The 23624-nt window shown below is 71.3% G+C and carries 25 protein-coding genes and 1 tRNA gene; 17 read left to right on the top strand and 9 right to left on the bottom strand.

What is annotated here, in order from left to right; genetic code table 11:
- Window positions 1-3: 3 nt before the first annotated feature.
- Complete coding sequence (locus tag ACGFZL_RS20905; protein WP_393693634.1) at window positions 4-459, bottom strand: Lrp/AsnC family transcriptional regulator; 456 nt, start codon at window positions 457-459, stop codon at window positions 4-6.
- A gap of 123 nt (window positions 460-582) precedes the next feature.
- Between ACGFZL_RS20905 and ACGFZL_RS20900 the strand changes: the two genes are divergently transcribed.
- From ACGFZL_RS20900 to ACGFZL_RS20890, 3 genes are read left to right on the top strand one after another with little or no spacing between them, the layout of a single operon-like run.
- Entirely contained in the window at window positions 583-1176 is a 594-nt protein-coding gene (locus tag ACGFZL_RS20900; RefSeq protein WP_393693632.1) for an RBBP9/YdeN family alpha/beta hydrolase, read from the top strand.
- Between the two features lie 9 nt (window positions 1177-1185).
- Window positions 1186-1728, top strand: a complete 543-nt coding sequence (locus ACGFZL_RS20895) for a GNAT family N-acetyltransferase (protein ID WP_393693629.1) — start codon at window positions 1186-1188, stop codon at window positions 1726-1728.
- A 9-nt stretch (window positions 1729-1737) separates the two neighbouring features.
- Complete coding sequence (locus tag ACGFZL_RS20890) at window positions 1738-1929, top strand: hypothetical protein (protein WP_393693627.1); 192 nt, start codon at window positions 1738-1740, stop codon at window positions 1927-1929.
- 33 nt (window positions 1930-1962) lie between these two features.
- Here the strand turns inward: ACGFZL_RS20890 and ACGFZL_RS20885 are convergent.
- Window positions 1963-2034 (bottom strand) — tRNA-Cys (locus tag ACGFZL_RS20885).
- A 183-nt stretch (window positions 2035-2217) separates the two neighbouring features.
- On the opposite strand from ACGFZL_RS20885, the gene ACGFZL_RS20880 reads away from it, so the two are divergent.
- The 5 genes from ACGFZL_RS20880 to ACGFZL_RS20860 all read left to right on the top strand — a co-directional run bounded on the left by ACGFZL_RS20880 (window position 2218) and on the right by ACGFZL_RS20860 (window position 7610).
- A complete protein-coding gene (locus tag ACGFZL_RS20880) occupies window positions 2218-3666 on the top strand; it encodes an MFS transporter (protein WP_393693625.1) in 1449 nt (482 codons plus the stop codon).
- 8 nt (window positions 3667-3674) lie between these two features.
- Window positions 3675-3815 (top strand): hypothetical protein, encoded by a 141-nt coding sequence (locus ACGFZL_RS20875; RefSeq protein WP_393693623.1) that lies wholly within the window; start codon window positions 3675-3677, stop codon window positions 3813-3815.
- Between the two features lie 217 nt (window positions 3816-4032).
- Entirely contained in the window at window positions 4033-5823 is a 1791-nt protein-coding gene (locus ACGFZL_RS20870) for a DEAD/DEAH box helicase (protein ID WP_355165346.1), read from the top strand.
- Window positions 5824-6124: 301 nt separating this feature from the next.
- Complete coding sequence (locus ACGFZL_RS20865) at window positions 6125-6766, top strand: IclR family transcriptional regulator (protein ID WP_393693620.1); 642 nt, start codon at window positions 6125-6127, stop codon at window positions 6764-6766.
- Window positions 6767-6818: 52 nt separating this feature from the next.
- Window positions 6819-7610: a S16 family serine protease gene (locus ACGFZL_RS20860; RefSeq protein WP_355165350.1), complete on the top strand. Its 792-nt coding sequence runs from the start codon at window positions 6819-6821 to the stop codon at window positions 7608-7610.
- Between the two features lie 12 nt (window positions 7611-7622).
- Here ACGFZL_RS20860 and ACGFZL_RS20855 read toward each other — a convergent pair whose 3' ends face one another.
- Genes ACGFZL_RS20855 through ACGFZL_RS20835 form a run of 5 tightly spaced genes read right to left on the bottom strand, consistent with a single transcriptional unit; the run spans window position 7623 to window position 11808 of the window.
- Complete coding sequence (locus ACGFZL_RS20855; RefSeq protein WP_355165352.1) at window positions 7623-8588, bottom strand: glycine betaine ABC transporter substrate-binding protein; 966 nt, start codon at window positions 8586-8588, stop codon at window positions 7623-7625.
- Complete coding sequence (locus ACGFZL_RS20850) at window positions 8585-9406, bottom strand: ABC transporter permease (RefSeq protein WP_393693617.1); 822 nt, start codon at window positions 9404-9406, stop codon at window positions 8585-8587. Before ACGFZL_RS20850 ends, ACGFZL_RS20855 begins: the two co-directional genes overlap by 4 nt.
- On the bottom strand, window positions 9403-10650 hold the full coding sequence (locus ACGFZL_RS20845; protein ID WP_355165354.1) for a betaine/proline/choline family ABC transporter ATP-binding protein: 1248 nt from the start codon (window positions 10648-10650) through the stop codon (window positions 9403-9405). Before ACGFZL_RS20845 ends, ACGFZL_RS20850 begins: the two co-directional genes overlap by 4 nt.
- Complete coding sequence (locus tag ACGFZL_RS20840) at window positions 10643-11290, bottom strand: ABC transporter permease (RefSeq protein WP_355165356.1); 648 nt, start codon at window positions 11288-11290, stop codon at window positions 10643-10645. The genes ACGFZL_RS20845 and ACGFZL_RS20840 overlap by 8 nt, the downstream gene beginning before the upstream one ends.
- Window positions 11291-11322: 32 nt before the next feature.
- Window positions 11323-11808 carry an Lrp/AsnC family transcriptional regulator gene (locus ACGFZL_RS20835; protein ID WP_355165358.1) on the bottom strand — a complete coding sequence of 162 codons (486 nt, stop codon included), beginning with the start codon at window positions 11806-11808 and terminating at the stop codon, window positions 11323-11325.
- 141 nt (window positions 11809-11949) lie between these two features.
- Here ACGFZL_RS20835 and hppD point away from each other — a divergent pair, with 141 nt between their 5' ends.
- Window positions 11950-13095, top strand: a complete 1146-nt coding sequence (gene hppD, locus ACGFZL_RS20830; protein ID WP_393693613.1) for a 4-hydroxyphenylpyruvate dioxygenase — start codon at window positions 11950-11952, stop codon at window positions 13093-13095.
- Window positions 13096-13666: 571 nt separating this feature from the next.
- Here hppD and ACGFZL_RS20825 read toward each other — a convergent pair.
- Window positions 13667-14299, bottom strand: a complete 633-nt coding sequence (locus tag ACGFZL_RS20825) for an HAD-IA family hydrolase (protein WP_393693763.1) — start codon at window positions 14297-14299, stop codon at window positions 13667-13669.
- Between the two features lie 171 nt (window positions 14300-14470).
- Here ACGFZL_RS20825 and ACGFZL_RS20820 point away from each other — a divergent pair, with 171 nt between their 5' ends.
- The 8 genes from ACGFZL_RS20820 (at window position 14471) to ACGFZL_RS20785 (ending at window position 21583) form a co-directional block, all read left to right on the top strand.
- Window positions 14471-15691, top strand: a complete 1221-nt coding sequence (locus tag ACGFZL_RS20820; RefSeq protein WP_393693611.1) for a helix-turn-helix domain-containing protein — start codon at window positions 14471-14473, stop codon at window positions 15689-15691.
- Between the two features lie 81 nt (window positions 15692-15772).
- Window positions 15773-16327, top strand: coding sequence for an ATP-binding protein (locus ACGFZL_RS20815; RefSeq protein WP_393693609.1), 555 nt, complete (start codon window positions 15773-15775; stop codon window positions 16325-16327).
- A gap of 20 nt (window positions 16328-16347) precedes the next feature.
- On the top strand, window positions 16348-17367 hold the full coding sequence (locus ACGFZL_RS20810; RefSeq protein WP_393693607.1) for a thymidylate synthase: 1020 nt from the start codon (window positions 16348-16350) through the stop codon (window positions 17365-17367).
- Window positions 17364-18401: a nucleoside-diphosphate kinase gene (locus tag ACGFZL_RS20805; RefSeq protein WP_393693605.1), complete on the top strand. Its 1038-nt coding sequence runs from the start codon at window positions 17364-17366 to the stop codon at window positions 18399-18401. The genes ACGFZL_RS20810 and ACGFZL_RS20805 overlap by 4 nt, the downstream gene beginning before the upstream one ends.
- Before the next feature lie 17 nt (window positions 18402-18418).
- A complete protein-coding gene (locus tag ACGFZL_RS20800) occupies window positions 18419-19597 on the top strand; it encodes a radical SAM protein (RefSeq protein ID WP_393693603.1) in 1179 nt (392 codons plus the stop codon).
- On the top strand, window positions 19594-20196 hold the full coding sequence (locus ACGFZL_RS20795; protein ID WP_393693601.1) for an exonuclease domain-containing protein: 603 nt from the start codon (window positions 19594-19596) through the stop codon (window positions 20194-20196). The genes ACGFZL_RS20800 and ACGFZL_RS20795 overlap by 4 nt, the downstream gene beginning before the upstream one ends.
- Window positions 20193-20804, top strand: coding sequence for an AAA family ATPase (locus ACGFZL_RS20790; RefSeq protein ID WP_393693599.1), 612 nt, complete (start codon window positions 20193-20195; stop codon window positions 20802-20804). Before ACGFZL_RS20795 ends, ACGFZL_RS20790 begins: the two co-directional genes overlap by 4 nt.
- Window positions 20801-21583 carry an aldo/keto reductase gene (locus tag ACGFZL_RS20785; protein ID WP_393693597.1) on the top strand — a complete coding sequence of 261 codons (783 nt, stop codon included), beginning with the start codon at window positions 20801-20803 and terminating at the stop codon, window positions 21581-21583. The genes ACGFZL_RS20790 and ACGFZL_RS20785 overlap by 4 nt, the downstream gene beginning before the upstream one ends.
- Window positions 21584-22094: 511 nt before the next feature.
- Here ACGFZL_RS20785 and ACGFZL_RS20780 read toward each other — a convergent pair.
- Entirely contained in the window at window positions 22095-23531 is a 1437-nt protein-coding gene (locus ACGFZL_RS20780; protein ID WP_393693595.1) for a tetratricopeptide repeat protein, read from the bottom strand.
- Window positions 23532-23624: the final 93 nt, after the last annotated feature.

Genomic DNA, 23624 nt, shown 5'->3' with positions numbered 1-23624 from the left:
TGATCACGGCGTCGTGGAGGGCTTCGGCGGCAGCGGCTTGGGTGGGTAGCCGCGCAGGACGAGGGAGGTGGTGACCGGGCCGTAGCGGGCCAGGGAGTCCACGACCTGCTCCAGGCGTTCGGCGTGGGAGCAGTACACGTCGAGCAGCAGGCAGTCCTCGCCGGTCACGCGGAGGGTCGAGACGACCTCGGGGGTGCGGGCGGCGAGTGTGAGCGCGGAGGAGAGCTGCGCGTGGGTGGTCCGGAGCCGGACGACGGCGTGGATGTTCAGCCCGACCGCGGCCGGCGCGACGACGGCACGGTAGCCCGTGATGACGCCGTTCTTCTCCAGGCGCTGGATGCGGGCGCCGGCGGCCGGCTGGGACAGTCCGACCCGGCGTCCGACCTCCGCGCCGGTGAGCCGGCCGTCGGTCTGGAGCAGTGCCAGGATGGCCCGGTCGATCTCGTCGAGTGATTCCATCGTTGTCGCCCCCACTTTCTTCGTCATCACTTGCCGGGCCGGGTCGCGGCCGATGCTCCATCGAGAATCGCCCCAGGACGGCCTCGCCACGGGCGGGGGCCACGACTGGAAGGGCGGCAAGCGGTGGTCGCGTACGTCATCATCCCCGGTATCGACGGTTCGGACGAGAGGCACTGGCAGAGCCGGTGGGAGGAGCAGTGGGGGGCCTCGGCGGTCCGGACCGCACCGGCCTCGTGGAGCGAGCCGGACCTGGGGGACTGGGTCGCCGCGGTGGAGGGCGCCTACGAGAGCGCCGCCCGGCGGGACAGCCGGGTGGTGCTGGTGGCCCACAGCCTCGGCTGCTGGGCGGCCGCGCAGTGGCTGGCCGGGCGGGCGGGGACCGGCACCGGCCCGGTGGCGGCCTTCCTGGTCGCGCCCCCGGACCCCGCCGGGCCGGGGTTCCCGCGGGAGGCCGCCGCCACGTTCCTCGGCCTGACCGCCCGCCCGCTGCCCTGCCCGAGCCTCCTGGTGGCCAGCGACGACGACCCCTACTGCGACCCGGCGACGGCCGTGTCGTTCGGGCACGGGTGGCAGGCGGAGGTGCACCTCGTGGAGAGCCACGGCCACATCAACTCCGGCAGCGGCCTCGGCGACTGGCCGGCCGGCCGGGAACTCCTGCGCGGACTCGTCGACCGCGGCCACCGTAATTCACTTGGCTCCGGCGGCCCCGTCGCATAGAAAGCGCGCATGCTCAGAGGCGGCAAGGTCGGGCTCAGGGCCCGGCACGAAGACGACATACCGGTGCTGCAGGCCGGGTTGCACGACGACGTGGTGACCTACTCGCAGGCCGAGGGAGCGCCGTGGCGGCCGATCACGCCCGGTTCGAAGGCGTCGCAGTTCGTCGTCGACGACTCCGACCAGCGCAATGCGTGTTTCTCCGTGGTGGAGCTGGAGGGCGGTGCGCTGATCGGGGCCGCGGAGCTGTGGAAGATCGACACCCACAACCGGTCCGCCCACATCGGCCTCGCGCTGCTGCCGTCCGCGCGCGGCAAGGGGTACGGCGCCGACGCGGTCGCCGTGCTGTGCCACTACGGCTTCGCCGTGCGCGGGCTCCGGCGGCTCCAGATCGAGACGCTGTCGGACAACGCCGCGATGCTGCACTGCGCCGAGCGCAACGGCTTCGTCCGCGAGGGCGTGCTGCGCTCCGCGGCCTGGATGATGGGCGGGTTCGTGGACGAGGTGCTGCTCGGGCTGCTCGCCGAGGAGTGGCAGCCGGACGGGACGCCGTAGGTGGATCCGTTGCCCCCTTCCGCCCTCTGCTGCTTCTGCTTCCGGACCGTCGACCTCGCCCAGGACCGGGCAACCACCGCGCTCCTGCTCGGCGCCGTCGACCCGGAACGGGGCGGCCACGTGCGGCAGAAGGCCTACGCGCACTCGACCTGCCTGCGCGACCGGGTCGACCCGAACATCGACCTCTGGTGGGAGATCTGAGCGCGGTCCGACCGCAGAGGTCGGCCGCGTCGGAGGCCGTGGCGGGGATCGAACCCGCGTAACTCGCTTTGCAGGCGAGCCCCTCAACCACTCGGGCACACGGCCGGGATCCGGAGGTGGTGCGTGGTCCGGACTCGGTGCTGTCGACCGTAGGGCGGGGTGGGGGAGGGGCTCAAGGGACGCGGGCGGGTTGCCACGGGGGGCAATGGGACTGCCATACGCCGTTCATGAAGGGGCGGGGGCGTAGGACAGGGGTCAATGCCGGTTACGGGCCTTACGCTTGCGGGCATGGCTGTTTCCGAGTCGCGTGACGACGCCGAGGTCACGGCGCTCTCCCCTGGGCCCCGCGAGGGCGACGAGGGCGTGCTGGGGCGGGGGTTCCGGGCGCTCAGTGTCGGGATCGTGTCCGTCGTCGTGCTGATCGCCTTCGAGGCGACCGCCGTCGGGACGGCCATGCCGGTCGCGGCGCGGGAGCTGGACGGGGTGTCGCTGTACGCGTTCGCCTTCTCCGGGTACTTCACCACCAGCCTGTTCGGCATGGTGCTCTCCGGGCAGTGGTCCGACCGGCGCGGGCCGCTCGGGCCGTTGACCGGGGGGATCGGGGCGTTCGCGGCGGGGCTCGTGGTGGCCGGGACGGCCGGGGGGATGTGGCTGTTCGTCGTCGGGCGGGCCGTGCAGGGGCTCGGCGGGGGGCTGGTGATCGTCGCGTTGTACGTGGTGGTCGGGCGGGCCTACCCGGAGCGGTTGCGGCCCGCGATCATGGCGGGGTTCGCGGCGGCGTGGGTCGTGCCGTCCGTCGTCGGGCCGCTGGCCGCCGGGGCGGTGACCGAGCAGCTGGGGTGGCGGTGGGTGTTCCTCGGGATCCCGGTGCTGGTCGTCGTTCCCCTCGGGCTGGCGCTGCCGCAGATCCGCCGGCGCGCGTCCGGGGCCGTGGCCGCTGGCGGTGACGCCGCCTTCGACCGGCGGCGTATCCGGCTCGCCCTCGGGATCTCGCTGGGGGCGGGGCTCCTCCAGTACGCCGCGCAGGACCTCCGGTGGGTCTCCCTGCTGCCCGGCGCCGCCGGACTCGCGCTGCTCGTGCCCGCCGTGCTGGGGCTGCTGCCCCGCGGGACCTGCCGGGCCGCCCGCGGACTGCCCTCCGTCGTGCTGCTGCGCGGCATCGCCGCGGGGTCCTTCATCGCCGCCGAGTCCTTCGTGCCGCTGATGCTGGTCACCCAGCGGGGGCTCAGCTCGACCCTGGCCGGGCTCTCGCTGGCCGCGGGCGGGGCGACCTGGGCGGCGGGGTCGTGGGTGCAGTCGCGGCCGCGTGCGGAGCCGTACCGGGAGCGGCTGATGACGGTGGGGATGGCGCTGGTGGCCGCCGCGATCGCCGCCGCGCCCAGTGTGCTCCTCGACGCCGTGCCCGTCTGGACGGTGGCCGTGGCGTGGGGGTTCGGCTGCTTCGGGATGGGGCTGGTGATCGCCTCCACCAGCGTGCTGCTGCTGAAGCTCTCCGCCCCCGAGGAGGCCGGTGCCAACTCCGCCGCCCTGCAGATCTCCGACGGCCTCTCCAACGTCCTCCTCCTCGCCGCCGGCGGCGCCGCCTTCGCCGCCCTGGGCGGCGGCACGGTGACCGACGCGGCCACCGAGGCATCCGGCTCCGGCTCCCGTCCGGCGGCCTTCGCGGCGGTGTTCCTGCCGATGGCGGGGGTGGCGTTGGTGGGGGCGTGGGTGACACGCAGGGTGCGGGTCGGCTGAGTCGGCCGGTGTCGCCGTGGACTGTGCACGCCCTCGTGCTCAGAGCGGTGGACGAATACCTGGCCAGGACCTCGCACGAGGCGCTCGTGAGCGAGGCAGCCGAGCAGCAGACCGCGAAATGGGCCGAGCTGCTGGAGCGGCTCGAGTGACGTGTGCCCCACTACGGCCGAGGACATCCTCACCTCGGCCCGCGTGCGGTGGGCGATCGTAGGTCCGACCCGGTGATGTGACGTCGGTCCCACCCCCGCGTCCCCCCGGCCGGGCCGGACGCCCGGCGCCCCCGGGCGCCGGTAGGGTGACCCGGTCGTCATACGTGGCCGAGCCGTTCCACGTCCATCGGACACCCACCGGACCCCTTCGGAGACCGTGACTACCACCGCCAGCACCTCGCACCACCTGTCCCCCGCCTTCCCCGGCCGCGCCCCCTGGGGCACCGCCAGCAAGCTGAGGGCCTGGCAGGAGGGGGCGATGGGGAAGTACCTCCAGGAGCAGCCCCGGGACTTCCTCGCGGTCGCCACGCCCGGCGCCGGGAAGACCACCTTCGCGCTGACCCTGGCGTCCTGGCTGCTGCACCACCACGTCGTGCAGCAGGTGACCGTCGTCGCGCCGACCGAGCACCTCAAGAGCCAGTGGGCCGAGGCGGCGGCCCGGATAGGGATCCGCCTCGACCCCGAGTACAGCGCCGGGCCGCTCAGCCGGGAGTACCACGGCGTCGCCGTGACGTACGCGGGTGTCGGCGTGCGGCCGATGCTGCACCGGAACCGGGTCGAGCAGCGCAAGACGCTCGTCATCCTGGACGAGATCCACCACGCCGGCGACTCCAAGTCGTGGGGCGAGGCGTGCCTGGAGGCTTTCGAGCCGGCCACGCGGCGGCTCGCGCTCACCGGTACGCCGTTCCGGTCGGACACCAATCCCATCCCCTTTGTCGTGTACGAGGAGGGGGACGACGGGATCCGGCGGTCCGCCGCCGACTACACCTACGGGTACGGCGCCGCGCTCAACGACGGCGTCGTGCGGCCCGTCATCTTCATGAGCTACAGCGGCAACATGCGCTGGCGCACCAAGGCCGGCGACGAGATCGCCGCGCGGCTCGGCGAGCCGATGACCAAGGACGCCGTCAGCCAGGCCTGGCGCACCGCGCTCGACCCGCGCGGCGAGTGGATGCCGGCCGTGCTGCGCGCCGCCGACCAGCGGCTCACCGAGGTCAGGAAGGCCATCCCGGACGCCGGCGCCCTCGTCATCGCCGCCGACCAGGACTCCGCCCGCGCCTACGCCAAGCTCATCCGGGAGATCACCGGCACCGGCCCGACGGTCGTGCTCTCCGACGACACCGGCGCCTCCAAGCGCATCGACGACTTCAGCGCCAGCGACGACCGGTGGATGGTCGCCGTCCGGATGGTGTCGGAGGGCGTCGACGTGCCCCGGCTCGCCGTCGGGGTGTACGCCACCACCATCTCCACCCCCCTCTTCTTCGCCCAGGCCGTCGGGCGCTTCGTACGGTCCCGGCGGCGCGGCGAGACCGCGTCCGTGTTCCTGCCGACCGTGCCCGACCTGCTCTCCTTCGCCAACGAGATGGAGCGCGAGCGCGACCACGTCCTCGACAAGCCCAAGAAGGAGGGCGAGGAGGACCCCTACGCCGAGTCCGAGAAGGAGATGGACGAGGCCAACCGGGAGCAGGACGAGGACACCGGCGAGCAGGACACGCTGCCCTTCGAGGCGCTGGAGTCCGACGCCGTCTTCGACCGGGTCATGTACAACGGCGCCGAGTTCGGCATGCAGGCCCACCCCGGCAGCGAGGAGGAGCAGGACTACCTCGGCATCCCGGGGCTGCTCGAACCCGACCAGGTGCAGCTGCTGCTCCAGAAGCGGCAGGCCCGCCAGATCGCGCACAGCCGCAAGAAGCCGGACGAGGAGGCCGACCTCCTGGAGATGCCCGCCGAGCGCCGCCCGGTCGTCTCGCACAAGGAGATGATGGAGCTGCGCCGCCAGCTCAACAACCTCGTCGGCGCCTACGTCCACCAGACCGGCAAGCCGCACGGCGTCATCCACACCGAGCTGCGCCGCACCTGCGGCGGCCCGCCCAGCGCCGAGGCCACCGCCGGACAGCTCCGCCAGCGCATCGCCAAGGTCCAGGAGTGGGCCACCCGCATGAAGTGAACCCCGCTCGGCCACAGCCCCGGCGACCCGATCACGTACCGGGGTAAAGAGCGGCATTCCGCACCCCGCGCTGCCCGGATTCTGGACGGAGCCTTCCGCTGAGCGGACCGGCTCGCTACTGTCCCGCTACGCACACGCCCCGTGGCAGCGCCGCCGCGGAGCGCAGCCGTGAAGCGACTGGGCCCGGGGCAACGCCGGGCCCTCCAACGATCGGCGGCCTCTGAAGCGCGTCGCCGACGGGACTCGGCGACGCACCTGCCGCGAGGAGACCGCCGACCTCACCACTTAAGGAGTGGGCGTCGTGACCGCGGAGACCTCTCAGACGCTCGACCGGGGACTGCGCGTCCTCAAACTGCTGGCCGACACCGACCACGGGCTGACCGTCACCGAACTCTCGCAGCGCCTCGGGGTGAACCGGACGGTGGTCTACCGCCTGCTCGCCACCCTCGAACAGCACGCCCTGGTCCGCCGCGACCTCGGTGGCCGCGCCCGCGTCGGCCTCGGAGTGCTCGGCCTCGGCCGCCAGGTGCACCCCCTGGTACGCGAGGCCGCCATGCCGGCCCTGCGCTCCCTGGCCGAGGACATCGGGGCCACCGCCCACCTCACCCTGGTGGACGGCGCCGAGGCGCTGGCCGTCGCGGTGGTCGAGCCGACCTGGACCGACTACCACGTGGCCTACCGGGCCGGCTTCCGGCACCCGCTGGAGCGCGGCGCCGCCGGCAAGGCGATACTCGCCGCCCGGCGCCAGCCGGCCGCCGACCCCGGCTACACCCTCACCCAGGGCGAACTGGAGGCCGGCGCCAGCGGGGCCGCCGCGCCGCTCCTCGGGGTGACCGGCGTGGAGGGCAGCGTGGGCGTGGTGATGCTGTCCGACGTGGTGCCCGAGCGGGTGGGCAGCCGGGTGGTGGACGCGGCCCGGGAGGTGGCGGAGGCGCTGCGCTGACGCCCGGGCCCCAGGGGCCTGCCGGAGGGCCGGCCCGCGTTAGATTGACCCCGTGCTCTCTCGCCTCACCCGCCTCCAGGCCCTCGTCCTGTGCGCCCTGCCCGTGCTCGCGCTGCTCGGCGTCGCGGTGTTCGCGCCGCTGCCGTTCTCCGTGGCGCAGCCAGGGCTGACCGCCGACGTGCTGGGCAGGAACCAGGGCGCGCAGGTGATCACGATCAAGGGCGCGCCGACCCGGAAGACCGACGGCCAGCTGCGGATGACGACCATCGAGGCGACCAGCCCGGACGCCCGGGTCTCCCTCTCCGACGTGCTCGGCAACTGGTTCCGCACCGACCGGGCGGTCATGCCGCGCGACGCCGTCTACCCGAGCGGCGACGACGTCCAGGAGATCGAGGACTACAACAAGAAGCAGATGACCGAGTCCCAGGACGCCGCGACCACCGCCGCCCTGGACTACCTGAAGCTGGACCCGGCCGACGTCGACGTCTCCCTGCGCCTGGAGGACGTCGGCGGCCCCAGCGCCGGTCTGCTCTTCTCCCTCGGCATCGTCGACAAGCTCGGCGGCGACGGCAGCGGCGGCGACCTCACCGGCGGCCGGGTCGTGGCCGGCACCGGCACCATCGACGGCAAGGGCGCGGTCGGCGCGGTCGGCGGGGTGCCGCTGAAGACGAAGGCCGCCCGGCGCGACGGCGCCACCGTCTTCCTCGTACCGAGGGCGGAGTGCTCCGACGCCCGCACCGAGCTGCCCAAGGGCCTGCGGCTGATCCCGGTCACCACCCTCAAGGGCGCCGTGGACTCCCTGCGCGCCCTGGAGAGCGGCAAGGGCGCGATTCCCTCCTGCTGAACTCGTAGAAGGTCAGCCCTCCTTCACGAAGCCCCGGTCCTTCATCCAGTCCAGGGCCACCTGGTGCGGGTCCTCCCCGTCCACGTCGACCTTCGCGTTGAGCGTCCGCGCCACGTCGTTGGTGAGCGCCCGGGTGACCGGGTCGAGGACCCCGGCGATGGCCGGCCACTTCTTCATCGTCGAGGTGCGGATCATCGGGGCCGCGTTGTAGATGGGGAAGAACTTCTTGTCGTCCGCCATCACCACCAGGTTCATCGACTTGATCCGCCCGTCGGTGGTGAACACCTCGCCGTACGTGCAACTGCCCTTCGCCGTCTGCGTGTAGATGATCCCGGTGTCCATCTGCGTGATGTTGCGCGCCGGGATGTCCATCCCGTACGCCTTCTCCAGACCCGGCAGCCCGTCCGCGCGGTTGGCGAACTCGCCCTCCACGCACAGCGTCACCGCGCCCGGGTCGGTCTTCGACAACTCGGCGACCTGGGACAGCGTCCGCGTGCGGTACTTGCGGAAGTTGGCCTGGTTCATGGCCAGCGCGTACGTGTTGTTCATCGGCGCCCGGGGCAGCCAGGTCAGCCCCTCCTTCGCGTCCGCCGCGCGCACCGCCTCCCACTGCTTGCGCGAGTCGGGGATGGGCTTGCTGTTGCCCTGGTACGTGATCCAGGCGGTGCCCGTGTACTCGTACGTGGCGTCCGCGTCGCCGTTCACCACGGCCGCCCGGGTGCCCACCGAGCCCTGGATGCCGGTGCGGTCCAGGACCTCGGCGCCGGCCGCCTCGAAGGCGATGCCCATGATGGCGCCGAGGACGAGCTGCTCGGTGAACTCCTTGGAGACGACGGTGAGGTGGGCGCCCTCCAGCGGCCGGCCCTTCCCGATCGAACCCGGCTCCACGTCGTCGACCATGGGGGAGCCGCTGGTCAGGCCGCACCCGGCGGCGGCCAGGAGCAGCACCGCCGCCACTGCCACCGGACGGCGCCTCATGTCCGTACCTCCAGTCCCCGCGGCCGCAGCAGCAGCTCCGCCAGTGAGGCCAGCCAGTCCACCAGCAGCGCCAGCGCGACGGTGAGGATCGAGCCGAGGACCAGCACCGGCATCCGCTGGCTGGTGATCCCGGTGGTGATCAGCACCCCCAGCCCCCCGCCCCCGCCGAAGGTGGCCAGCGTCGCCGTGCCGACGTTGAGCACCAGGGCGGTGCGCACGCCGGCCAGGATCAGCGGCACGGCGAGCGGCAGCTCCACCCGGGTCAGCACGCCCAGCGGCGACATGCCGATGCCCCGGGCCGCCTCCAGGAGGGTCGGGTCGTTGGCGCGCAGGCCGGCGATGGTGTTGGAGAGCACCGGCAGGATGGCGTAGATGATGATGCCGATCAGCGCGGAGCGGCGGCCGATGCCCAGCCAGATCACCAGCAGCGCGAGCAGGCCGATGGCCGGTGTCGCCTGGCCCATGTTGGCCAGCGCCATCGCCACCGGGGTGGCCCGGCGGAACATGCGGCGGGTGAGCAGGATGCCCAGCGGGATGGCGATGATCAGCACGAAGAAGGTCGAGATGACGGTCAGCTGGACGTGCTGCCACAGCGCCTTGGTGACCTGGCCGCCGCCCAGCGCGTTCTGGCTGAGCGCGTCCAGAGTGGCCTGCCGGAACCACAGCCAGGTGGCCAGCAGCACGGCGATCAGGAAGACGGGCAGGAAGGTCAGCTTGCGCCAGCCGATGCGCCGTACGGCCGCGGTCACCCGCGAGGGGCGCGGCTGCTCGGCGGCCTCCGCCGCGGGGTCCGTGGCCGGTTCCGGTGGCGCGTTCACGCCCGGCCCCCCGCCGCGCCGCCGCCCTCCTGCTCGGAGTGCGTCTGCGCCGTCCGCGACTCCTCCAGGTCGTGCCGGTGCTCCAGCGCGTCCAGGCGGTCGGCCTCGAGCAGCTCCTGCACGGAGGTCATCAGCGTCTCCATGTCCACCACGCCCGTGTACTCCCCGCGCCGCCCGGTGACCGCGACCCGGCCCGTGTTGTCGGTCAGCACCGCCTCCAGGGCGTCCCGCAGCGTCGCGTCCCGGGTCACCGTGTCGCTGACCAGCGTCCCGGCCCGGGCCAGCGAGCCGCGGGCCCGCATCAGGTCGCCGCGGCGCAGCCACTTGTAGGGACGGCCGCGCCGGTCGAGGAGGAGGATCTCGTTGGTACCGGCGTCGCGCAGCCGGTCGAAGATGTGCTGGAGCGGGTCCTCCACGGTCACCGTCGGGTAGTCGGTGACCTCCACGTCCCGCACCCGGGTCAGGTTCAGCCGCTTCAGCGCCGCGCCCGCGCCGACGAAGCCGGAGACGAAGTCGTCGGCCGGGTTGGTGAGGATGGCCTCCGGCGTGTCGAACTGGGCGATGTGCGAGCGCTCGCGCAGCACCGCGATCCGGTCGCCCAGCTTGATCGCCTCGTCGAAGTCGTGGGTGACGAAGACGATCGTCTTGTGCAGCTCGTGCTGGAGGCGGATCAGCTCGTCCTGGAGGTGGTCCCGGGTGATCGGGTCGACCGCGCCGAACGGCTCGTCCATCAGCAGCACCGGCGGGTCCGCGGCCAGCGCCCGGGCCACCCCGACGCGCTGCTGCTGCCCGCCGGAGAGCTGGCGCGGGTAGCGGCCCTGGAACTCCCCGGCGTCCAGGCCGACCAGGTCCAGCATCTCCTCCACCCGGGCCTTGGTCCTGGCCTTCGACCAGCCGATCATCCGCGGCACCAGCGCGATGTTCTGGGCGACGGTCATGTGCGGGAAGAGGCCGGAGGACTGGATGGCGTAGCCGACCTTGCGGCGCAGCTTCACCGGGTCGATGGAGGTGACGTCCTCGCCGCCGATGCGGATGCGGCCGCCGCTCGGCTCGATCAGCCGGTTGATCATCTTCAGGGTGGTGGACTTCCCGCACCCCGAGGGGCCGACGAAGATGACGATCTCGCCCGCCTTGATCTCCATGGAGACGTTCTCCACGGCGGGCGTCGGGTTGCCCGGATAGAGCTTGGTGAGGCTGTCCAGCTCGATGGTCGCGCCCGTGGCGGCGCCGGTCGTCTCAGGCACGGATCCCCCTCGGAATGGTCAGCCGCCCGAGCAGCACGTACGCGGCGTCGAACAGCAGGGCCAGGACGATGATGCCGAGCGTGCCCGCGAGCACCTGGTTCAGCGCGTTCTTGCTGCCCAGCGAGGCGATGCCGCGGAAGATCTCGTTGCCGAGCCCGGGCCCGGAGGCGTAGGCGGCGATGGCGGCGATGCCCATCAGCATCTGCGTGGAGACCCGGATGCCGGTCAGGATCGGCGGCCACGCCAGCGGCAGCTCCACCCGCAGCAGCCGGGCCGCGCGGGACATGCCGATGCCCTTGGCCGCGTCCACCAGGGCCGGGTCGACGCCGCGCAGCCCGACGATGGCGTTGCGCACCACCGGCAGCAGCCCGTACAGCGTCAGCGCGGTCACCGTCGGCGGCACGCCGAGGCCGAGCACCGGGATGAGCAGGCCGATCATGGCCAGCGAGGGGATGGTCAGGACGGTGGAGGTGGCCAGGGTGGCCAGGTTCCCGGCCCACTCGCTGCGGTAGGTGGCGACGCCGATCGCCACCCCGATCAGGGTCGCCACCACCATGCACTGGAACACCGCGCTGGCGTGCTGGTAGGCGTCGGTGAGCAGCTGCTGGTGGCGGCTGCCCAGGAACTCCCAGAAGTCCACCCGTCACCCACCTCCCGGAGCCTTGAGCCGCGCTAGTCGGTCCGTACGTCGCCGTCCCGGGCCGCCTGCTCCACCAGCGGGATGATCCGCAGCGGGACGGGGTTCTCCATGACGATCGCCGTGGCGGCCCGGACGATGCCATCAAAACCGACGACGAGGTCGATCACCCGCTGGAGATCGGCGTTGGAGCGGGCCACCAGGCGGCACAGCATGTCTCCGGAGCCGGTGGTGGTGTGCAGTTCGAGCACCTCCGGCACACCCGCCAAGTGCGCCCGTACGTCCGGGCCTTGGCCCTGTCGGATCTCCAGCGTGGCGAAGGCGGTGACCGGGTATCCGAGGGCCGCCGGGTCCACCTCGGGGCCGAAGCCGCGGATGACTCCGTTCGACTGAAGCCGGTCGAGCCGGGCCTGCGCGGTGCCGCGCGCCACGCCGAGCCGCCGGGACATCTCCAGGACCCCGATCCGCGGCTCCACGGCCAGCAGCCCGATGATCCGCCCGTCCAGCGCGTCGATCCCCATCCCCGCCACCCCTCCCACCGCCGCCGGGCGCCCTGTACACCCTGTACAGATCGTCCGCCCGGACCGGTCCTTCACTGGGCAGAGTGCCCAGCGAATGCGCAAACTATTGCGCACCTTGCGGAGCCGTAAGACCCTGCGCCTATGACGCAGACCACACACCACACTCCCGACACCGCCCGGCAGGCCGATCCCTTCCCGGTCAAGGGAATGGACGCGGTCGTCTTCGCCGTGGGCAACGCCAAGCAGGCCGCGCACTACTACTCCACCGCCTTCGGCATGCAGCTGGTCGCCTACTCCGGACCGGAGAACGGCAGCCGGGAGACCGCCGCCTACGTCCTGGAGAACGGCTCCGCCCGCTTCGTCTTCACCTCGGTGATCAAGCCCTCCTCCGACTGGGGCCGCTTCCTCGACAGCCACGTCGCCGAGCACGGCGACGGCGTGGTCGACCTCGCCATCGAGGTCCCCGACGCCCGCGCCGCGCACGCCTACGCCGTCGAGCACGGCGCCCGCTCGCTCGCCGAGCCGCACGAGGTGAAGGACGAGCACGGCACGGTGGTCCTCGCCGCCATCGCCACGTACGGCAAGACCCGCCACACCCTGGTCGAGCGCGCCGGCTACGACGGCCCCTACCTGCCCGGCTTCGTCGCCGCCGACCCGATCGTCGAGCCGCCCGCCCACCGCACCTTCCAGGCCGTGGACCACTGCGTGGGCAACGTCGAGCTGGGCCGCATGAACGAGTGGGTCGGCTTCTACAACAAGGTCATGGGCTTCACGAACATGAAGGAGTTCGTGGGCGACGACATCGCGACCGAGTACAGCGCGCTGATGTCCAAGGTGGTCGCGGACGGCACCCTCAAGGTCAAGTTCCCGATCAACGAGCCGGCCGTCGCGAAGAAGAAGTCCCAGATCGACGAGTACCTGGAGTTCTACGGCGGCGCCGGCGTCCAGCACATCGCGCTCAACACGGGCGACATCGTGCAGACGGTGCGCACCATGAAGGCGGCCGGCGTCCAGTTCCTGGACACGCCCGACTCCTATTACGACACCCTCGGCGAGTGGGCCGGCGAGACCCGCGTGCCCGTCGACACCCTGCGCGAGCTGAAGATCCTGGTCGACCGGGACGAGGACGGCTACCTGCTGCAGATCTTCACCAAGCCGGTCCAGGACCGCCCGACGGTCTTCTTCGAGCTGATCGAACGCCACGGCTCGATGGGCTTCGGCAAGGGCAACTTCAAGGCCCTGTTCGAGGCGATCGAGCGCGAGCAGGAGAAGCGCGGCAACCTGTGACGCCGGTGAGGTGACATGAGGGCCCGGCTCCGCCGGGCCCTCATGCGTTCAGCGGAAGGCCAGTTCCCGGAAAAGGAGCTTGTTGGTCAGCAGCACCGCCCCCGATCCTTCGAGGGGGAGGTCCACATGCCGGTGCCGGTGGCTGGGCCCGCAGTGGGAGGCTTGCGGTCCGGGTCAGCAGCCGGCGGGCGGTGACCGTGCCGAGCGGCCGGTCGGTGACCTCGTCCCAGAAGGTGCCCAGCGGGGCGTCGAAGTCGAGGACGCCGTCTTCACACAGGGCGCCGATGGAGGACCGCAGAGAGGACCTAGGTGAAGACGGCGGCATCGCTGGCGGCCCACACGGCGCCGGGCGGACCTTGTTGCCGACGCCTCCGTTCAGCAGGGCTTCGATGCGGTCGATTGCGTGCGCCATGGTCTCCCTGTTCGCCGTCTGCTCCCGTCGATCAGCGCAGTGATGCGGTGAGGTCGGACCGGGCAGTGGCGCGACGGCACGCCCGGCCCTGACCGTCGCGCCTGCGCTGGCGGGGGGTGCTGGACCCAGCAGCCCTGGGCGCCACACTCTCCTGCCCGATCAGGCCGGGGCCCGGTCGAGCAGGAGGGCGTCCAGGAGGGCGGCGGTGCCAGCCGGGTCCACGGTGTGGTGCACGGTTCGGATGCCCAGGGTCTCGGCGGGCGGCAAGTTCTCCGCGTGGTCGTCCACGAAGACGCATTCCGGGCCGGTTAGCTCCAAGGCGTCGAGGACTCGCTGGTAGATGAGCGGGGACGGCTTCCGTACGCCCTCCAGTTCCGAGAGGATCACGGCGTCGAAGAAGTCGGTCCACATGCCCTTGTCCACGTACGGGTTGTACGGCTCGATCCCGAAGCTGTTGCTCAGCATGGCGACTTTGACACCGGCCGCACGGGCACGCTTCGCCGCGGCGATGATCTGCGGCTCTGGACGCAGGTTGGCGAGCGCGCGCTGCATCAGGTTTGTGGGGTCGATGCCCAGGATGCCGCCGACGACGCGGTTCCAGTCTTCCTGCGTCGCCTCCCCGACCTCCAGCGCCGCGTAGATCGCGACCCCGTCAGGGTTCTCGTTCAGCGCTGCGAAGTACTCACCGGGCTTGAGGCCCTCCGACCTCTCGAACGCCTCCCCGTTGAGTCGCATGCGCGTGGTGAGCACACCGCCGAAGTCGAGAATCAGGCCACGGTACGGGGGTGCCAAAGCGACCTCCTTGCCTTCGCTCACGTGTCGAGGCCCCCCGGCCGTCGGCGCGACAGGGGGACCGCTGAGTGCTCTCTCCCGGAGAGAGGCATTCAGTATCACCCCTGCCCGTCTCTCTTGGGGCATACGCTTGACGGGACGCCTTGCCCCCCAGCGACGGACGGTCAACCCATGACTTACGACGCGGAGTTGTTCAGTATCGGCCAGCGGATCAAGTGGTACCGGGAACGTCGAGGGATGTCCCAGAAGATGCTGGGCGATCTCACCGGTCGATCCGAGAACTGGGTCTACAAGATCGAGAACGACCGCATTCCGCTGGACCGGCTGCAGAACCTGATTGCGCTCAGCAGGGCCCTCCGCTGCAGTGTCAGCGATCTGACCGGTGGCTACGTCTCCGGGTTGGACACCGGAGGGACCGAGCACCAGCACGTCCCCGCCATTCGGCAAGCCCTGTCCTTACCAGCCTCGCTGCTTCCTCGACGCGTCGGCGCTATCAGCGCCGACGACTTCAAAGAATCCGTGGCTGCTGCCTGGACCGTCTACGAGACGCAGGCCGAGGGTCGCTACCGTGATGTCGGGGAACGGCTGCCCACGCTGCTCAGGCAGGGCCACGCGGCGCTCCGTGATGCTCCGGCCGAGCAGCAGGCCGCCGTCCTGCGGCGGCTCATCAGCCTCTACAGCTTGCACCAGATCTGGTTGCGCCGTGTCGGAGAGCCAACGCTTGCCCGAGTCGCTGCCGACCGCGGCATGTCTCTCGCGGACACCGCCGGCGACCCGGCCCTACTCGCGGCAGCGGCCTGGGCTCTGGCCTGTGTCCTCACCTCCGCCGGGGACGTGGAGGACAGCTACGAGCTGGTGCAGCAGACGATCGCCCAGTGCCGTCCGCAGGATGACTCTAGCCCGGAGCACTGGTCCGCGTATGGGGCACTGCACCTTCAGGGCGCCGTCGCGGCCGTACGGGCCACCAAGGGACCGCGGGCATGGGACCTGTACCACGGTGCTCAGCGGGCCGTGGAGCGGGTCGGATCGGATGCCAACCACTGGCACACCTGCTTCGGGCCCACCAATGTCGCGATGCACGAGGTGCACTTGAAGGCCGAGGAGGGCGACGTCGGCGAGGCACTGCGGGCGGCGGATCACGTCAGGACCGACCCCGACGTTCCGTTGGAGCGCCGGACCAGGTACCTGATCGAGCTGGTGAACCTGAATCGCATCCAGCGCGACGACTACGCGACGGTGCACATCCTGGGCAAGCTGTTGAAGCAGTCCCCCGAAGAGATCGTGTTCTCTTCGCTGGTCAGGGAGGCGGTGGCCGACCTGCTGAAGCGTGAGAAGCCGTTGTGGCGCGATGACCTCCGCGCGGTCGCCGCGCACATCGGGCTCACGGCATAGGCGACTGCCGACCCTGAGCGCCAGTCAGCCCTGAAACTTCTTCAGGGCTGAGGTGCGGAAGTGGCTCTACGTTGACTGCTTATGACGAACAGTCACGCTGAGGTAGAGCCGGGCGCGGCGTCCTCGCCTCCCGTCGGGCCCGGCCCGTTCTCGCAACGCCCGACCTCGCCTCGGTACGGCCGCTTGGTGAGGGAGGTTTTCCCCATCGCCAAGCATGATCCGGGCGAACCTCTTCCACCTGAAGACGGGCGCCGGGTACGTGCCATGCGGCAGGTCACCCAGGACCGACTTCGCTCTTGTGGCCTGCACTGCGTCGCCGATGAAGCGATCCTGATCGTCTCCGAGCTGGTCACCAACGCCATCTTGCACGGCGGCGGCCAGCAGGTGTGTCTCACGCTCGATCTCGAAGGGGACCTTCTCCGCATCCGTGTCCACGATGGCGTTGCCAGCCACCGGGGGACCGTGCGACGCCCCGGTGATGAGGAGGAACACGGTCGCGGCCTCGCCCTGATCCAGGAGCTCGCCCGCCAGAAACGAGGGGCCTGGGGCGTCGATGACGACGGAGCCACCACATGGTGCGACCTGAGGTTGGCTGCCGACGACCTCAGCGCGTCTTCCAGCACCCGATCCGGGTGAAGAACCGATCAGGAGAGACGATGCCCACTGCACCCACCTATCGCACCGTCGAGGACGCGTACCTCGCCCTGCTGCGGCTGGCCTGTGACAGGCCCGAGTACCGTATCCGGGCTCGTGGGAACGACGCGCGCGAAGTCGTCGGCGTGACCTTCCGGCTGCCGGACCCCCGCCAGCGGCTGCCCTACATCGTTGCGAGGAAGGTCAATCCGGTCTTCCACTTCGCCGAAGCGCTCTGGTACCTGGCCGGCCGCCGGGACCTGGAGATGATCGGTTACTACGCGCCGTCCATGCGTTCCAGCTCCGCCGACGGCGTCGCTCTGGGCGGATCGGCGTACGGACACACCCTGTTCAACCCCGCCGACGGCGACACGGTCTCTCCGTTCGACCGGGTGTTGGGGTTACTGCGCACGGAGACCGACAGCAAGCGCGGGTACTTGCCGGTCTTCTCGGCGAAGGAACTGGTCGTCTCCGACAACCCCGACATGGCCTGCCTCGCGGGCCTCCACCTGTTGGTCCGTGACGGCCGGCTGCACATGGTGTGCCACATGCGGGCGAACGACCTCGACTGCGGACTGCTCAGCGACGTGTTCTCCTTCACGATGATCCAGGAGTACGCGGCCGTCCAACTCGGCCTCCAACTGGGCCATTACACGCACACGATCGGCTCCGCTCACATCAACGATCGGAACGCCGAGCGCGTACGACTGGTGCTGAACGAGGCCGAGCTGCGCCGCGCCCCGCAGCAGTTCCCGTTTCCGGCCATGTCGGCGGAGACCGGTCCGGACACGATCAGCCGCCTCATGGAGCACGAGGAACTGCTGCGGACCAACATGGTCAAGTACAGCGCGGACGAGATCGCGCACCTGGACGTGGACGCGTACTGGCAGCAGGTCCTCTTGCTGTTCGAGGTGTACCGCCAGATCCAGCACGACGCGACCGACACGGTGAGCCGCGATCTCCTCGATGCCCTGCACCCCGGTCTGCGCTGGCTCCTCGGGCACAAGTGGGCGGCGTGCGTGACCGCCGAGGACGCCCGATGAGCCGGAAACCGGCGTCCGGTGCTGTGGTCACCGGAATCGACTTCGACCGCTGGGCCGTCGTCCTGTGCAAGCCGGACGCAGTGGATCGCGGCTTGGTCGATGTCGTCCTCGACCGGATCGAAGGAGCTGGTGTCTCCGTCCGCGCCCGGACGGAGCTGGTCGCGGAGCCGTGGCAGGCCCACGTTGCCTACCGCGACATGCTGGCCGACCCGGGACGATTCCCCGCGGACCTGCCCGCGCGCATTGACGACGCGTACGCGGGACAACGCGTCACGGTCGCGCTGGCGCACGGCGGGCCCGACATCCACGCCCGTCTTCGGCGGCTGATAGGGCACACCGACCCCACGAAGGCCGTGGTCGGCACGATCCGCGGCGACTTCGGCAACGACAGTGTCGCGGCTGCCGCCAGGGGAGGCCGGCTCGTGCGGAACCTCGTGCACACCTCCGACGATCCGGCATCTGCCCGTCGGGACTTCGGCACCTGGTACGGCCCCGGACGGACCCTGAAGGTCTCCGACTTCGACCGCCGCTCGGTCATCCTCTGCAAGCCGGACGCCGTGGAGCGCGGTTTGGTCGACGCCGTCTTGGAGCGGATCGCCGCGACGGGCGCCACGGTCGCGAACCGGCAGGAGATCACTGTTCAACCCTGGCAGGTGCACGTCCACTACTGGGACCTCCTGGTGGACCGCGACTGGTTCCCTGACCGGGACATCCCCGCCTGCCTGGACGAGACGTACGCCGGGCGCAACGTCGCCGTCGCCCTGGCCTATGGCGGGCCGGGGCTGCACACCCAACTCCGCGATCTGTTGGGCCACTTCGACCCGACATTGGCTGCCCCCGGCACCATCCGCGGCGACCTGGGCGACGACAGCCTTGCCGCTGCCCTCGCCGAAAAGCGGCTGGTGCACAACCTCGTCCACACCAGCGACGACGCCGACGCGGCTCGACGCGACTTCGGCACCTGGTACGGCGCCGGCCGCCGTGACCTCCTCACTCCGGAACTACCGACACAGAGCACGCCCGCCGACGCCTGATCCCACCTGGAGACCTGATGAGCACTCCCACCATCGGAGCCCGGCGCGCGCTGCCGATCCTCACCCCCGAGAAGATCGGCGGCTTGAAACAGGAACTCGCCGACGTGATCGAGTACCGCAAGTCGGGGCTCTCGCTGAACTGGATCGTCGGCTGCCCGCTCGACTGCGGGTACTGCGTGCGCCACCTCTTCCAGAACTTCGACATGAAGGTCCCCCGTCGGCTGATGAGCGACGAGGAAGCCGTGCGCCGCCTCGTTGGGCACCGCTACTTCCGCCCGCACCGGACGCCGATCCAGCTCCTGAACCGGGCCACGGACCCGATGCTGCCCGCCGTCAAGCCCCACGTGTTCAACGTGCTGCGCCAGCTCGACAAGCAGGGGCTGACCAACCACGTCCTGATCATCACCCGCTGGCGCGTCGACCCCGACGACTGCGCCGTCCTCAACAGCTTCACCAACCTGCGGCTGACCGTCCTGGTGACCCACTCGCACATCCAGGACGAGCGGATCGAGCCGGTGGACAGCAACATCGCCGCCGCGAGCCTGCGCACCCTCTACGAGAACGCCGAGCGGTACCGCACCGTCCTGTACTGGCGTCCCATCGTGCCCGGCCTCAACGACTCGGCCGCCGACATCGCCCGCGCCAAGGAGCTGTCCCAGTACGCGCACGCCACCGTCTTCACCGGCCTGTTCTTCCGCAAGGAGATCGCCGCGTACTACGAGGCCCACGGTCTGGAGATGCCGTACGAGGACACCGCCCGGCGCAAGATCATGCCCGAGGCCGCGGAACAGCGGATTCTCGACGCCTTCGAGCAGGACGCCTCATGGGGAGCGCTGTTCCGTAAGACCTCCTGCGGTGTCGCGTACGCGCACGGGGAGGCTGACTACAACGGTCACTACGGCATCCGTGAGCTGTGCGACATCTGCCCGCCGGAGCAGATCGCGAAGTGCGAGGCGGCCTGGGTCCAGCCGGACGCGAAGGCCGTCACGCGGGAGGCGCGCGAACTCGGCGCGACCGGCCCGATCGATGTCACCGAGCGTGCCATCGTCGTTGAGGGATTGGACGAACCGCCGCGCTACTACCTCCAGCACGGGTTCGGCTACCAGTGCCACGACCGAGCCAAGCCCCACCACTACCGCCAGCACGGCCGAGCCGACATCGGCTGGAAGGCGGAGGACGGAACACCAACCGCATGATCTTCTCCTCCTGGCCCGCGCTGTTCGTTGTCGACGTCGAGGGCAACGGCACCAACCCGCCTGACCTGGTCGAGGTGGCCGCACTTCCCGTACGCGACGGACAGCCCGACAAGCACACCGCCGGAGCATGGCTGATCAAGCCGAAGAGGCCCGTCACGCCCTTCGCCGCTCGCGTACACGGCCTCACCAACCAGGTCCTGGAAGACAAGCCGGGCTGGGAGGAGATCAAGGGCGCGGTCCACGAACTGCTCGGCACTTCGTGGATCGCCGCCCACAACGCCCACGTGGACTACCGCGTCTTGTCCGCCCACCTGCCGCAGTGGCAGCCGGCCGGAGTCATCGACACGCTCCGGCTGGCCAAGGCCACCTATCCCGACCTGCCGAAGTACAGCCTCGATGCCCTGCTCAAGCACACGACACCGGACCTGAGCGAAGCCCCCGGCCACCGCCACCGCGCCACCTTCGACGCCTACGCGACCGCCCAGCTCCTCATCACGATGGCCGACCAGTACGAGAGCTGGGATCAGCTCGTGGCCGCCGCCGTCCCGCCCGGCCTTCCCGGCGCCCCCGAACCAGAACAGGAGCCCACCCTGTGGTGACGACGACCCCGACGAAGCTCATCCGCATCGGCGTGATGGGAACCCATTCCACCGGCAAGAGCCTGCTGATGCGCCGCATCGAGATGGAGCTGCGCGGCCTGGACATCCCCGTCCAGCGCACCGGCCACCTCGGTCGACGGGCTGCGCTCGTCCCGCTGCCCAAGATGCAGCACCACACGGTGGAGTCCACCCGCTGGGTCCTCGCGACCGGCATCGCCGACGAGGTCGCCGCCGCAGCGCGCTTGGACGACGCGTCCGTGCGCGTCGTCCTCGCGGACCGGGCCTGCTGGGACGCGCTCGCCTACTTCCAAGCCGCCCTCGAATGGCGCGGTGCGTCCGCCCCGCGCACCGACCGCGAAGCCCTGCACCAACTCGCCGCAGCCCACGAGCCGTACAACCTTCTGTTCGCCACCGTCCTCGACCCGGACTTCCCCATCAAGCCGAAACACGACTACGACGACCGTTACCGGGCGCTTGTCGACCACCACACCCATGCGCTCCTGCGCGACGACGGCATCCCGCACGTCCGCGTCACCGGCGACGACGACAGCCAGACGTCGGCCATCGAACGTGCCCTTCAGCTCTGTGGCGCGGAGGCACTGGTATGACCCTCACGCCGCCCGGCGGTTCCATCGAGATCGCGGGGAAGACTGTCTCCCGCCTCGGCTTCGGGACTATGCGCCTGACCGGCCCCGGCACTTGGGGTGACCCGGAGGATCGCGAACAGGCCCTCGCCGTGCTCCGCAACGCCGTGCACACCTTCGGCATCAGCCATATCGACACCGCCGACGCATACGGCCCCCACACCGTCGAGCACCTGATCAAGGACGCGCTCCACCCCTACCCCGACCACGTCCTCATCGCGACCAAGGTCGGGTTCGCACGGCCGGCCCCGAACATGTGGGTCCCGCACGGGCACCCGGTGTACCTGCGGACCAGTGTTGAGGCGAGCCTCCGCCGCCTGCGCCTGGAGCGCCTGGAGCTTTGCTACCTGCACCGCGTCGACCCCGAGGTACCGCTCGCGGATCAGCTCGGCACCCTCGCGGCCCTCCGCGAGGAGGGGAAGATCGGGCACATCGGAATCTCCAAGGTCACGCCGGAGGACTTCGCCCTGGCTCGCAAGGCGGTCCCTGTCGCTGCGGTGCAGAACGTCCTCAACATCCACCACCGCTACGACCCCGTCATGGAGATGTGCCGCGACGCGGAGATTCCCTACGTTCCGTACCGCCCGCTCGACGCCGGCGCTGCGGCGCCGGGCGGCAACGTCATCGCGGCTCTGTCCTGGCTGCTGTCCTGCGGACCGCACATCGCCCCGATCCCCGGGACGAGTAACCCGGAACACCTGGACTCGATCGCCCAGGCCGTGAACGGGGGCGGCTGGGCATGACGTCGGTCGCGGCTTCACCCGTACCGAAGCCACGAACCCGGGCTCCATACGAGAACTGGCGTCCCCCGGTCATCGGTGTCAGCGTGCTGGCCCCGGTTGGTGCTACCGGCCTGGTCCTCCCCTGCATGCCCGGCGGGGCGCTGGTGCTGGCGACGGGAACCGTCGAGGACGGGCAAAGCCCCGAGGAGGCGGCGCAAGCAGTGCTTACCGGCCTGCCCGACGGTCTGCCGATCCGACGGCGAGTCGCCGTCAGGCAGGTGCAGATGAGGCGTCGAAATGTGATCACTCACCTCGTCGTGACCGCGCCCCTCACTGTCCACGAAGCGAACTCCTTGGTCTACCGCGACGTACGTGCGGAGGTTCGGGTTCTGCCTACTGACCACGCCGTGGCTGCTCTCCCAGAGGAGGCCCGGGCTCGCGTTCTCCTCGGCCTCCAAGCTCTCGCGATCGGAGCAATGGTCTACGTGCGGGACGGCGGGCTCCAGCGGATCGAGTCCGTTCCGACTGGCTACTAGTCCGGCGGCCCCTCCTCCGAGGGCTCGCCCAGGGCCTTCAGGGCGCGGCGGGCCTCCGGGGCGGCCAGTGGGGAGAAGTGCGGGTTGATCTGGAGCGCCTCCGTCAGGTGCCGGCGGGCGGCGCCGTAGCGCTCCAGGGAGCGCTCGATCACCCCCTGGTGGTAGGCGTACAGGGCGCTGCGGACGCCGCCGCCGTGCTGGGCGTCGGTGGCGCGGGTGGCGTGCTTCAGGGCCTCCTCGTCCTGGCCGGCGCGGTGCAGTGCCCAGCCGAGGGCGTCGGCCACCGCGATGCCCGGCTGGCGGTCCCACTCGGCGCGCAGGAGCTCCACCGCGGTGGCCGGGTCGCCGTGGTCGGCCTCGAAGCGGCCCAGGAGCAGCTCCTCGTCGGCGCCGGCCGCCTCCGCCGCGCGGACCCGCTCGCGCAGCAGGTCGTAGTTGACCTTGGCCGGCTGGGCGAGGCCGAGGGATTCGTACAGCTCGCCCAGCTCCAGGGCGTACTCCGGGGCCGGGCGCGCCGCCAGCGCCGCCCGGTAGGCGGCCAGCGCCTCCGTCGTGCGGCCGAGGGCGGCCAGCGCCCTGCCCTGACCGGCCTGCGCGGCCCGCTGGTCGGGGTCGGTGCGCAGGGCCTCCTGGAAGAAGCGCAGGGCGCCCTCGCGGTCCCCGCGCTCGAAGGCGAGGCGCCCGGCCTGCTCCAGGTACGCCGCCCGCTCGGCCGGAGCCTGCGCGCCGGCCGCCGCGTCGGAGATCTGCGCCGCCGCGTCCTCCCGCCAGCCCCGGTCGCGGTAGACCGCCGCCGCCCTGGCCCGTACCGCCGGGCCGGTGCGCAGCCCCATCAGCGCGTCCAGCTCCTTGCCGACCGCCTTGTGGTCGCCGAGCCCGTCGTACGCGTCGATCAGCACCGCGTGCGCCGTCCACCGCTTCGGGGCGAGGGCGCGGGCGTCCTCGCCGAACTCGCGGGCCGCGGTGAAGTCCCGCCGCTGCACCGCGAGGGCGGCCAGGCCCTCCAGGGCCGCCGGGTCCTTGGCCGGGCCCACCTTGAGCGCGGTGCGCAGGGCGGCCTCCGCCTTCGGCCAGGCCGCCGTGTCCGCAGTGCGGCGCTCCCGCTCCACGTAGGCCGCGCCGAGCACCGCCCACGCCGGGCCGTCCAGCGGGTGCGTCCGCAGGTACGTCTCGCGCTCGCCGATCAGCGCCGTCAGGTCCGGCAGCGCGGCCGGCGCGCCGGCGACCACCGCGCCGCGCGCCACGGCGGCCGGGCCGGGCGCCGACGGGGGAGCGGGGTGGCGGGGCTGCGCGGCCGGCAGCAGCGTCCAGACCACCCCGCCGAGCAGGGCGCACCCGGCGGCCACGCCGAGCAGCACCCGGCGCCGGCGCCGGCGCCGCTCCCCGGCCTCCAGGTCCGTCGCGATCCCGGCGGTCGCTGCGCTTACGTCCATGGCGGCCACTGTGCGGCAGTACGACGAGCACACCCGGGCAGGTGAAGCACGCCGCCCGCGGACTTCACACCGATGGCCCCGGGTGCGACGCTC

Origin of the sequence: Streptomyces sp. NPDC048182, from assembly GCF_043202555.1 — a bacterium.
In the GTDB taxonomy this organism is placed as follows: Bacteria; Actinomycetota; Actinomycetes; order Streptomycetales; family Streptomycetaceae; genus Streptomyces.
Note: the sequence above shows the minus strand (reverse complement) of the source record. Positions and strands in the feature narration are given on the sequence as shown.